General features: G+C 67.1%; 10 protein-coding genes and 1 pseudogene. 9 read left to right on the top strand and 2 right to left on the bottom strand.

The annotated features are described in order from the left end of the window. Positions 1 to 783, bottom strand: a 783-nt coding sequence (gene serB / locus X803_RS16890; RefSeq protein WP_035777363.1) for a phosphoserine phosphatase SerB, incomplete at its 3' end; no start/stop codon positions are given. A 165-nt stretch (positions 784 to 948) separates the two neighbouring features. Between serB and X803_RS0100650 the strand changes: the two genes are divergently transcribed. The 5 genes from X803_RS0100650 to X803_RS0100630 all read left to right on the top strand — a co-directional run bounded on the left by X803_RS0100650 (position 949) and on the right by X803_RS0100630 (position 4,890). Then, positions 949 to 1,734 carry an ABC transporter ATP-binding protein gene (locus tag X803_RS0100650; protein ID WP_026543615.1) on the top strand — a complete coding sequence of 262 codons (786 nt, stop codon included), beginning with the start codon at positions 949 to 951 and terminating at the stop codon, positions 1,732 to 1,734. Between the two features lie 18 nt (positions 1,735 to 1,752). Continuing rightward, complete coding sequence (locus X803_RS0100645) at positions 1,753 to 2,529, top strand: sulfite exporter TauE/SafE family protein (RefSeq protein ID WP_026543614.1); 777 nt, start codon at positions 1,753 to 1,755, stop codon at positions 2,527 to 2,529. Next, positions 2,530 to 3,342 carry a TrmH family RNA methyltransferase gene (locus X803_RS0100640; RefSeq protein ID WP_026543613.1) on the top strand — a complete coding sequence of 271 codons (813 nt, stop codon included), beginning with the start codon at positions 2,530 to 2,532 and terminating at the stop codon, positions 3,340 to 3,342. 123 nt (positions 3,343 to 3,465) lie between these two features. Then, positions 3,466 to 3,720 carry a type B 50S ribosomal protein L31 gene (locus tag X803_RS0100635; RefSeq protein ID WP_026543612.1) on the top strand — a complete coding sequence of 85 codons (255 nt, stop codon included), beginning with the start codon at positions 3,466 to 3,468 and terminating at the stop codon, positions 3,718 to 3,720. Positions 3,721 to 3,816: 96 nt separating this feature from the next. After that, complete coding sequence (locus X803_RS0100630) at positions 3,817 to 4,890, top strand: lipoate-protein ligase LplAB (protein WP_026543611.1); 1,074 nt, start codon at positions 3,817 to 3,819, stop codon at positions 4,888 to 4,890. On the opposite strand, the gene pepN is transcribed toward X803_RS0100630, so the two are convergent. Beyond that, positions 4,875 to 7,499, bottom strand: a complete 2,625-nt coding sequence (gene pepN / locus X803_RS0100625; protein WP_026543610.1) for an aminopeptidase N — start codon at positions 7,497 to 7,499, stop codon at positions 4,875 to 4,877. The genes X803_RS0100630 and pepN overlap by 16 nt on opposite strands. 117 nt (positions 7,500 to 7,616) lie before the next feature. Here pepN and X803_RS0100620 point away from each other — a divergent pair, with 117 nt between their 5' ends. The 4 genes and pseudogenes from X803_RS0100620 to X803_RS22590 all read left to right on the top strand — a co-directional run. Continuing rightward, positions 7,617 to 9,212, top strand: coding sequence for a circularly permuted type 2 ATP-grasp protein (locus X803_RS0100620; protein ID WP_026543609.1), 1,596 nt, complete (start codon positions 7,617 to 7,619; stop codon positions 9,210 to 9,212). After that, positions 9,205 to 10,131 carry an alpha-E domain-containing protein gene (locus X803_RS0100615; protein ID WP_026543608.1) on the top strand — a complete coding sequence of 309 codons (927 nt, stop codon included), beginning with the start codon at positions 9,205 to 9,207 and terminating at the stop codon, positions 10,129 to 10,131. Before X803_RS0100620 ends, X803_RS0100615 begins: the two co-directional genes overlap by 8 nt. After that, the gene (locus X803_RS0100610) at positions 10,128 to 10,979 is read left to right on the top strand and encodes a transglutaminase family protein (RefSeq protein WP_026543607.1); all 852 of its coding nucleotides are present in this window, start codon (positions 10,128 to 10,130) and stop codon (positions 10,977 to 10,979) included. Before X803_RS0100615 ends, X803_RS0100610 begins: the two co-directional genes overlap by 4 nt. 18 nt (positions 10,980 to 10,997) lie before the next feature. Further along, positions 10,998 to 11,156, top strand: a pseudogene (locus X803_RS22590) (transglutaminase family protein); the annotation flags it as partial.

The following is an 11,156-nucleotide window of genomic DNA, read 5'->3' as shown; positions in this document are numbered from 1 at the left end:
GGCGACGCCAAGCCCTGCCGCGGCCAGCATGTCGAGGTCGTTGGCGCCATCGCCCACAGCGATCGTGCGCTCCAGGGGAATCCCGGCCGCTTCAGACCACGCGCGCAGGCAGCGCTCCTTCTCCGCACGGTCCACCACCGGACCGATCACCGACCCGGTGAGCGTGCCCGCATCCACGCCGAGTTCGTTGGCTTTGGCATGCGTCAGGTTCAGCCGCGCCGCGAGCGGCTCCAGGATCTGGCTGAAACCCCCGGACACAACCGCAACCACGTGGCCCGCCTCCAGGAACGCCTCGATCAGATGTTCCGCTCCCTCGCTCAGTTCGATCCGTGTTCCCACATCCTCGATCACGCCTTCAGCCAGGCCCGCCAGCACGGCCACCCGGGCATGCAGGCTCTGCGCGAAGTCGAGTTCGCCGCGCATGGCCGACTCCGTGACGGCGGCAACCTCCGCTTCGCGGCCTGCATGGGCGGCGAGAAGCTCGATCACCTCCTGCTTGATCAGGGTGGAATCCACGTCCATGATCAGCAGCTTGGTTCCCTCGCCGAGCAGCGCCGGCGGCACCACCGCGATCCCCGTACCGTCCGAGGCCAGCGGAGCGACCGCCGTCCGCAGCGTGTCGATCCCGTGGTCGGTACTGACGGTCAGCCCGGCGACCTGGTACCTGCCGGAATCGCTCCGGCTTTCACCGACAACGACGGCGCCGGTCTCCTGCAGTGCCCGGCGCACCTTCGCCGAGTGGGAATCCTCCAGGCGGGTGCCGAAGCTGACAACCCTGTACATCTCCGTCACGTGCCTGCGGCCTTTCCTCGATCCGACTCCTCACCAGCCATTATGGTGCCCGCCGCAGCCGCCGTGAAACGGGTGGGCGATCCCCGGCGGACCCCCTTGCGCACGCTGGCGTTTCATTTAACGTTCCGGGCCGCTCTTGGCCTAGTGTCTACTCTCATGAGTGATGTTCTTGAACTCTCCGGGGTGAGCCTTGTCCGCGGCGGAAAGGCGCTGCTGGACGACATCGACTGGCAGGTCCGGGAAGGTGAGCGCTGGGTCATAATGGGCCCCAACGGCGCCGGGAAGACCACTCTGCTGCAGATTGCCGGTGCCCGGATCCACCCCACGCGGGGCGTTGCGGGCATCCTCGACGAGGTGCTCGGCGCCGTTGACGTCTTCGAACTGCGTCCGCGGATCGGCCTGGCCTCCGCCTCTCTGGCAGCACAGATCCCCGAACATGAAACAGTCCTCAACGTTGTGGTGACGGCCTCCTACGGAGTTACCGGCCGCTGGCGCGAACAGTACGAGAAGCTCGACGAACGCCGGGCGTTCAACCTGCTCCACAACTGGGGCGTCTCCACCATGCTGAACAGACCGTTCGCGTCGCTGAGCGAGGGCGAACGCAAGCGGGTCCAGATTGCGCGTGCCCTCATGGCGGATCCGGAACTCCTGCTGCTTGACGAGCCGGCGGCGGGCCTGGACCTCGCGGGCCGCGAGGACCTGGTTGCCCGCCTGAGCGAACTCGCCGCCGATGAGGACTCGCCGGCCATCGTCCTGGTGACGCACCACCTTGAGGAGGTGCCGCCCGGGTTCACCCACGCGATGCTGCTGCGCGACGGCGCGGTAGTCGCCGCAGGCCCCATCGATGACGTGCTGGTGGCGGAGCACCTGAGCCAGGCCTTCGACCTCCCGCTCGAGGTCACCCGGCGCGACGGCCGGTACAGCGCCGTCGCGCGGTCCTAGCGCAGCGGCAGCACCAACGTGGACCTGTTGCGCGATGCGCTGATTCTGCTCGGCGGTCTCTGGGCAGGGACCATCAACACGATCGTGGGATCGGGAACGCTTGTGACGTTCCCCATCCTGGTGGCACTGGGATACGCCCCTGTGACCGCCACCATCAGTAACGCCATGGGGCTGGTGGCCGGAAATGTGTCCGGGGCGTGGGGCTACCGCGAAGAACTGAAGGGCAACGGCCGCACGCTGGCGCGGCTCCTGCCCGCTTCACTGCTCGGCGGGATTCTCGGGGCGGCACTCCTGCTGAACCTTCCGGAAACGGTCTTCGAGGTGGTGGCGCCCTTCCTGATCGTCGTGGCCCTCGGCTTCGTGATCTTCCAGCCCCGGCTGCAGCGCTGGGTGCGGCGCCGCGCCGAGGCGAAACCGCCCACGCGTTCCCATCCGCTGGCCCTGACCCTGCTCGTGTTCCTGGCCGGCGTCTACGGGGGATACTTCGTCGCGGCGCAGGGAATCCTGCTGGTCGGCATCCTGGGGGTGTTCCTCCATGGCACCATGCAGGCAGCCAACGCAATGAAGAACGTACTCGTCCTCGGCGTGAACCTCATCGCGGCCGTCTCCTACATGATCTTCGCGTTCGACAGGATCGAGTGGTGGGTGGTCCTGCTCATCGCCGTCGGTTCCCTGATTGGCGGTGTCATCGGGTCGAAGGTCGGGCGGCGGCTTTCCCCCGTCGTACTGCGGAGCGTCATTGTGGTCCTCGGACTGGTGGCGTTGTACGTGATGATCGCGCGGCTGGTGAGCTAGGTGGCCCTGGAGCGGCTCAGCGATGCCGCAGACCCGCGCGTCAGCGATTACACCGGCCTCACCGACACGCAGCTGCGCAGGCGCCGGGAACCTGCGGAGGGGCTCTACATCGCCGAGAGCACCAAGGTCCTCCGACGGGCCATCGACGCCGGCCACACGCCGCGGTCCTTCTTCCTGACCGACAAATGGCTGCCGGACCTTGAAGACATCCTTGCCCGGTTCCCCGGGGTTCCGGCATATGTCGGGTCGGAGGCTGTCCTGGAGGAGATCACCGGTTTCCACCTCCACCGCGGAGCGCTCGCCGCGATGAACCGGCCGGCACCCCTCGATCTGGGGGAGGTCCTCAGGGACGCCCGCCGCGTTGCGGTCCTCGAGGACATGGTCGACCACACAAACCTCGGAGCGGTCTTCCGGTCAGCGGCGGCACTCGGGATCGACGCCGTCCTGGTGACGCCGCGCTGCGCCGACCCCCTCTATCGGAGGGCGATCCGGGTGAGCATGGGCACCGTCTTCCAGGTCCCGTGGGTGCGGCTGGAATCCTGGCCCGCGGCCATCGGCACGCTGCGCAGTTCCGGTTTCCTGGTGGCGGCGCTGGCGCTTGGCCCCGGCTCGATCGAGCTACAGGAGCTGTCCCGGCGCAATCACGACCGCCTTGCCCTCATTCTGGGCACCGAAGGTGAGGGCCTGTCGCCGCAGACGGTCCAACAGGCCGACGTCGCTGTCCGTATTCCGATGAACGCCGCCGTCGACTCGCTCAACGTCGCCGCGGCGGGCGCCGTCGCCTTCTGGGAATGCCGGGCGGGTACACGCTGACGGGGCCGCGCTGCTTTCGCGGATCCCGCGCCCGTGCGGTAGAGTTGGTTGCTGGCCCACGGGCCCCTAACTTTCAAACCACCGGTGTCTGGCAAAATCCAGGCAACAACAGAAGGTACCGCCATGAAGTCTGATATTCACCCCAAGTACGCAGCGGTCGTTTTCCGCGATCTCGCTTCCGAGAAGTCTTTCCTGACCCGCTCCACCGTGACCTCTGACAAGACGGTTGAATGGGAAGACGGCAACACCTACCCGCTGGTAGAGGTGGAAATCTCTTCTGAGTCGCACCCGTTCTACACCGGCAAGCAGCGCATCATGGACTCCGCCGGCCGCGTTGAGCGCTTCAACCAGCGCTTCAAGGGCTTCGGCAAGAAGTAAGGCGTCCCGAATATTATTGCTGGGCCCGAACCGGAATTTCCGGTTCGGGCCCAGTGGTTTAACGGGGTGTACAGCGGACGGGGCGTCAGGAGAGCCATGGAACGGGCGGCACGGCGGGAATATCACGGGGAATTCAAGGTGGCGGGCGGCAAACTCGTTGTCGCAGACCTCGGCGTTGCCGACGGCCGGTTCAGCGGTGTGTCCATCAATGGCGACTTCTTCCTGGAACCGGATGAGGCCCTTGACGACATCAACGCCGCTCTTGAGGGTCTGCCCATCGGGACGCCGCACGGGGAACTGGCAACGGCAGTGCGTCAGCGGCTCCGGCCGGACGCCGAAATGTTCGGCTTCTCCCCGGAGGCGGTAGCTACCGCCGTCCGGCGGGCCGTCGGGATGGCCTCCTCCTGGGCCGACCACCAGTGGGAGATCATCGGCCCCACCCCGCTTCCGACGGCGATGCACGTCGCCATGGATGAGGTGCTGACCCGCGAGGTGGGCGCCGGGCGGCGGAACCCCACCCTTCGCTTCTGGGAGTGGGAGAGCCCTTCGGTGGTCATTGGCAGCTTCCAGTCCATGCGCAACGAGGTGGACAGCGAGGCGGTCCGGCGTCACGGCGTCAGCGTGGTGCGCCGCATCAGCGGTGGCGGAGCCATGTTCATGGAGCACGGAAACGCCATCACCTACTCCCTGTACGTTCCACAGTCCCTGGTTGACGGCCTGAGCTTTGCGGATTCCTACCCCTTCCTCGACGACTGGGTGATGGAGGGGCTCAGGAAGCTCGGCATCACCGCCTGGTACCAGCCCCTCAACGACATCGCGACCGACGTCGGAAAAATCGGCGGCGCAGCCCAGAAGCGGCTGGGCAACGGGGGCATGCTCCACCACGTGACCATGTCCTACGACATCGACGCGGACAAGATGCTAGAGGTCCTGAGGATCGGCCGGGAGAAGCTCTCGGACAAGGGGATCAGGAGCGCCAAAAAGCGGGTTGACCCGCTGCGCCGGCAGACCGGACTGCCACGCGAGGAGATCGTCCGCGTCCTGAGCGACACCTTCCGCGAGCGGTACCAGGCGGTGGACGGAACGCTGCACCCGGCGGAGGTGTCCGCGGCGCAGGTCCTGGTGGAGGAGAAGTTCGGTACAGCGGACTGGCTCTATCGCGTGCCCTGATCCTGCAACGCCGCAGCCTGCGCCCGCAGCGCACGCACCAGGTGGTCGCGCTCCTCCAGCACGATCCGCCGCAGCGACTGCGGTGCGTCAGCGTGACCGGCGAGCCACGAGTCGGTCAGCACGACGACGGGATGGTCCCGTGGCGCCTCGTCCGCACCGAGGTCATGGTCTCCCGGATAGAGTCCGCGCACAATCCTTGCCGACATTTCGATCGGCAGCTCACGCCACACCCGGTCGATCTCCTCGAAGTACGGGCGCACATACGGCTCGCGAAGCTCGACGGCACCTTCCCGGAAACCGGCGATCGTGGCGCTGAGCAGCTCGTTGGACAGCCGGTCCCCGAAGACGATCTCCTTCCAGGCCCTGGCCTTGACCGCTGCATCCGGGACCGCAGTGCAGGCCGTGGTGAAACCGACACGGCCTGCTGCCGTCCGGTCTCGCTGGAGGGCAGCCTCCAGTTCATCGGCGGTCGCGAGGTTCTGCGCTGCGAGCCCCTGCCACAGCTGCCAGGCCAGCTCATCGTCGACGGCCAGTCCCTCAAGGGACCGGCTCCCGTCCAGCAGCCCACGCAGCAGCGGAGCGGGGGTGGGTGTTTTCCTGGCCACGGCAGCCGTTGCGCGGGCCCAGAGCAGCTGGTGGTCGGATCCCGGTTGAGCGCTCTTCAGGCCGCGTTCGAGGAATGCCGTAAACCGTTCGCGAAGCGCCGGCCGGGTCACCCGGGGCGCATAGCGCTCGATCGCGTGGCCCGCGTTCTGGAGCAGCTGCTGGAGGATCCCCACCACGGTTTCGGCCTGGGCCGCGCGTTCCGCCGCTGCCACGTAATCCTCGGCGCTCAGCAGGGCGTCCCGGGTCGAGGACCAGAGCGCAGCCAGGCATACCGCCCGCGCCAGCGGTTCCTCGATCCGGTCCACAGACGCCAGAAGTGTTGCGACGGATCGCTCGTCGAAGACGAGCCGTGCGTAGGTGAGGTCGTCGTCGTTGATCAGGAGCAGATCAGGTTGCGGGACTCCGGCCAGCGCGCGAATGGCCGTGTGTTCGCCGTCCACCAGGGCACTGTGTGAGGACGTGCGCAGCAGTCTCCCGTTCGCGTCGAGGGAGTACAGACCGAGCCGGACGCTGTGCGGGCGCGGTGCCGATTCCTGGGTTCCCGGGTCCACCGCCCGCTGGGTGATTGTCACGGAGGTGTAGGCGCCGTCGTCGTCGATTTCCACCTCGGCCGCGAGCTGCGGCACTCCGGAGGTCTGCAGCCATCGGCGTGCCCAGTCCGACATGTCCCGTCCCGAGGCAGTGCTCAGGGCGCCCAGGAAATCCTCCAGCGTCGTATTGGAGTAGGCGTGGTCGCGGAAGTAGGCCTGCGCAGCGGCAGCGAACGCGTCGAAGCCCGCGTACGCAACGAGCTGCTTCAGCACCGACGCGCCCTTCGCGTAGGTGATGCCGTCGAAGTTCAGTTTCGCTGCCTCAAGATCAACGATGTCCGCAACGATCGGGTGGGTGGAAGGCAGCTGGTCCTGCAGGTAGGCCCACGCCTTCCGGCGCGTGGCGAAGGTGACCCACGACGACGGCGAATCCAGTGCCTCCGCCACGGCGAGGGCCCCCATGAAGTCCGCGAAGGATTCCTTCAGCCACAGGTCATCCCACCACGTCATGGTCACGAGGTCACCGAACCACATGTGCGCCATCTCGTGCATGATCGTGTTGTCCCGGGCCTCGTACTGCGCCTGCGTGGCCCGCGACTGGAACACGTAGGACTCGGTGAAGGTCACCAGGCCCGGGTTCTCCATGGCTCCGAGGTTGTACTCGGGAACAAAGGCCTGATCGTACTTGCCGAACGGGTAGGGGTAGCGGAACAGGTCGTGGAAATACGTCAGTCCCCGCCGGGTGCTGTCAAAGATGCGCTCCGCGTCAAGGTGCTTGGCGAGGGACCGGCGGCAGTAGAGCGACAGCGGCACGGTCAGGACCTCGCCGTCGCCGACGATTCCGGTCCACTCGTCGGCCACGGTGGCGTACGGGCCGGCAAGCACGGTGGTGATGTAGGTCGAGATCCGCCGGGTGGGTTCGAAGTGCCAGGTGACGGAGCCGTCGTCGTGCCGGTCCCTGCTGCTTTCCGCTCCGTTGGAGGCAACGGTCCACGATTCCGGGGCGCGGACGTGGAACGTGAAGGTTGCCTTGAGGTCGGGCTGCTCGAAGCAGGCGAAGACGCGGCGCGCGTCGGCAGGTTCGTACTGGGTGTAGAGGTAGGTTGCGCCGTCCGCAGGATCCTCGAACCGGTGCAATCCTTCACCGCTGCGGCTGAAGAGGGCGGTGCCGTCCACGGTGACGGAATTATGCTCGGCGAGGCCGGGGAGCCGGATGCGTGCGCCGTCGACAACCACCGCCGGTTCCAGGGCGGTCCCGTTGAGGTTAACGGTCCCCACCTCCGGGGAAATGAAGTCCAGGAACGTGTCTGTGCCGGGTGCCGGGGAGGTGAACGTGATGACCGTCCGTGAGGGAAACCCGATGCTCGCGCTGTCTTCGGCGGTGCGCAGATCAAGTGTGACGTCGTAGCTGGCGACGCTGATGGCTGCTGACCGGGCCGCCGCTTCATCGCGGCGCAGATTCTCGTTGTGCACCGGCTCATTCAATCATGGTCCACGGCAGCCGCTGCGGGGGCAGGTCTGTGCGGCGTGCTCCCACCGGCGGCCGTGCCGGGGTAGGTGTTCGGGCCTGATGCATGGCAATGTGGACCCATGTCCGAGCTCTTTGAAGACTACGCATCCGTGGCCCGCCGAACAGTGGCCTACGACGAAATGTTCGACGCCGCCAATCACCCCCGGGCGGAGTACCGGCCCGTTGCGGCGGCCCTGGACGAGCTCAACCTCGCCGACGTGACCGCCCGCGCGGATTCGATGGCGCGGACCTTCCTTGACCGTGGGGTGACCTTCGACTTTGCAGGGGAGGAGCGGCCCTTCCCGCTCGATATCGTCCCGCGCGTCATCGCGGGGTCGGACTGGGATGTCCTCGAACGCGGTGTCTCGCAGCGGGTCCGGGCGCTCGAAGCGTTCCTGAATGACATCTACGACAAGATGACCGTCGTCAGCGACGGCGTCATTCCCCGGCGTCTGATCACCTCGTCCGCGCACTTCCACCGCGAGGTGGCTGGGTTCGACCCGGCCGGCGGGGTGCGCGTGCACATTTCCGGCATCGATGTGGTGCGCGACGACGAGGGCACCTTCCGCGTACTCGAAGACAATGTGCGGGTTCCCAGCGGCGTCAGCTACGTGCTTGAGAACCGGCGAGCCATGGCGAAGGGCCTGCCCGAGGCCTTCGGGCAACAGCACATCCGCCCGGTCGAGGAGTACCCGCGCCGGCTGCTCGCCGCCCTGCGGAAAACCGCGCCGCCCGGTGTGGAGGATCCCACCGTCGTCGTCCTCACGCCGGGGGTCTTCAACTCGGCCTACTTCGAACACACTCTCCTGGCCGGGCTGATGGGAGTTGAGCTCGTCGAGGGGCGGGACCTCATCTGCCGCGGCAACCGGGTCTACATGCGCACCACCGCGGGTGAGCAGCGCGTCGATGTGATCTACAAGCGCATCGATGATGAGTTCCTCGACCCCCTGCAGTTCCGGGCAGACTCCGTCCTGGGCTGCCCCGGCCTGGTCAATGCGGCGCGAGCGGGCATGGTGACCATCGCCAACGCCGTCGGCAACGGCGTCGCCGACGACAAGCTGGTGTACACCTACGTTCCTGACCTGATCCGCTACTACCTCAGCGAGGAACCGATCATCGCCAACGTCGACACGTTCCGTCTGGAGGAGCCGGCGGCGCGCGAGGAGGTCCTCGACCGCCTGGACGAGCTCGTGGTGAAGCCGGTGGACGGATCCGGCGGCAAGGGCCTGGTCATCGGCCCGGACGCATCGGCGGAGGAACTCGCTGCCCTTCGGGCCCGGGTTCTCGCCGACCCCCGCGGCTGGATTGCGCAGCCGGTACTGCAGCTGTCCACCGTGCCCACCATGTCCGGCGGCCAGTTCAGCCCGCGTCACGTGGACCTGCGCCCCTTCGCGGTGAACGACGGCGAGAACGTCTGGGTGCTTCCCGGAGGGCTGACCCGGGTGGCCATGAAGGAAGGCTCGCTGATCGTCAATTCCAGCCAGGGCGGCGGGTCGAAGGACACCTGGGTGGTGGACGGCCAGTCGGACAGCGCACCCGCGGCCCCTGCGGCGGCGCCGCTGCACGAGCGCGTCAGTGTCTGGCCGGTCGAGACCGGCCGGCAGGACCGCCAGCCCGAACAACAGCAGCAACAGCACGCGGGAGAGCAAGAAGGAGAGGTGCCGGCAGATGCTTAGCCGAATTGCGGAGTCCCTGTTCTGGATCGGCCGGTATGTTGAGCGCGCCGACGGCACGGCACGGATCCTGGACGTTCACCTTGAGCGCCTGAACCAGATGCCCCGTCCCGTCCAGCGCGACGTGTCCCGCCAGCTCCTCGGCGTCATGGGCAGCCGTCCCGAGTCTGATGACTTCGGACTGCCCGAACTCCTTGAGGCGCTGGCGTTCGACCGCAGCAGCGCCACCTCCATTGCCGGCGCTCTCGGGGCCGCCCGGGAAAACGCGCGGCGTGCCCGTGAGACCGTGTCCGGGAGCGTCTGGGAGGGGCTGAACACCACGTGGTACGGACTGACGCAGCACCGGAAGGACGTCGTCGGAACGTACCGCTTCTGCCACTGGGTGATCGAACGCACGGCCATGGTGCGCGGTCTTTCCGACACCACCATGAGCCACGATGAGAGCTGGCAGTTCCTGGTTCTGGGACGCAGCCTGGAACGGGCAGACATGACCGCCCGGATGCTCTCCACCCGGGACGTCCACGCCTCCGGCCTGTCCTGGGTGAACATGCTCCGCTGCGCCGGCGCCTACGAGTCCTTCCTCCGTACACGACGGGCTTCCTTCGGGGAACAGCATGCGGCGCAGTTCCTCCTGCTGGACCGGCTCTTCCCGCGCTCGATCGTCTATGCCCTGAGCGACGCCGAGAAATGCCTGACGAACCTCAACCCCGCCTACCAGAGGGTCGGCTTCATCAATGACGCCAGCCGGATTGTCGGCCAGGCCCGCACCTTCCTCGAATTCCACCAGACAGATGACTTGATGCTGGAGCTGCCCGAACATATGGAACGAGTCCAGAAGGCGTGTGCACGAGCCTCCGATGCCGTCTCACGCACCTATTTCTCCCAGGAAGCGGAGCTGTCCTGGGTTGGGGAGGTCTCATGACCCGCCTGCTGATCGACCACCGCACAGGGTACGACTACCTGCGCCGCGTGTCCCTGTCCTACAACGAGGCGCGCATGACGCCGCTGACCGATTCGCAGCAGGTCGTGCTCGAGTCCACGATCAGCCTGAATCCGTCGAGCGCCTCCATGGCGACGTACCGCGACTACTGGGGAACCCGCGTCACCTCGTTCGATGTGCAGGTCCCGCACGACCGGCTCGAGGTGTCCGCCCGGACCCTCGTCGAGGTGAGCCGCACCGAGCGGATCCCGTCGCCGGAAGAGGTGGTGGGCTGGGAGCAGCTGCGGTCCGACGACGTCCTGAACGACTACGCGGACTGGCTTTCGGACACCCATCTGACGGCACCGAACGAGGAGATCCGTGAACTCGTGAAGGGCGTCGTCGGCAACCAGGACCCCCACTCCGCCGCGCACGGCATCTTCGACTGGCTCAAGGAGGAAATGCAGTACGTCCAGGGGGTCACCGGGGTACAGTCCAACGCGCGCGACGCGTGGGCCGAACGCCAGGGCGTGTGCCAGGATCTCGCTCACGTCGCGATCGGCGCACTGCGGAGCCTCGGAATTCCGGCCCGCTACATCTCGGGTTACCTTCACCCCCGCCGGACGGCGGGCGTGGGCGAGGCGGTGGCCGGCCAGTCACACGCCTGGGTGGAATGGTGGGACGGCGAGTGGCGGGGCTGGGATCCGACCAACAGCGGTCCGGTAAGCGACTTTCATGTGTCCGTGGCCCGGGGCCGCGACTACCGCGATGTCTCGCCGCTGAAGGGCATCCTTTCGGGCGGCGGCGGATCAACCCTGAACGTGACGGTGGAAATCACCCGCGTTGCGTAACGGGCAGCCGCCTATCCGGCGCACGCCTGGGTGGAATGGTGGGACGGCGAGTGGCGGGGCTGGGATCCGACCAACAGCGGTCCGGTAAGCGACTTTCATGTGTCCGTGGCCCGGGGCCGCGACTACCGCGATGTCTCGCCGCTGAAGGGCATCCTTTCGGGCGGCGGCGGATCAACC

Origin of the sequence: Arthrobacter sp. 35/47, from assembly GCF_000520475.1 — a bacterium.
Lineage (GTDB): Bacteria > Actinomycetota > Actinomycetes > Actinomycetales > Micrococcaceae > Arthrobacter_D > Arthrobacter_D subterraneus.
Note: the sequence above shows the minus strand (reverse complement) of the source record. Positions and strands in the feature narration are given on the sequence as shown.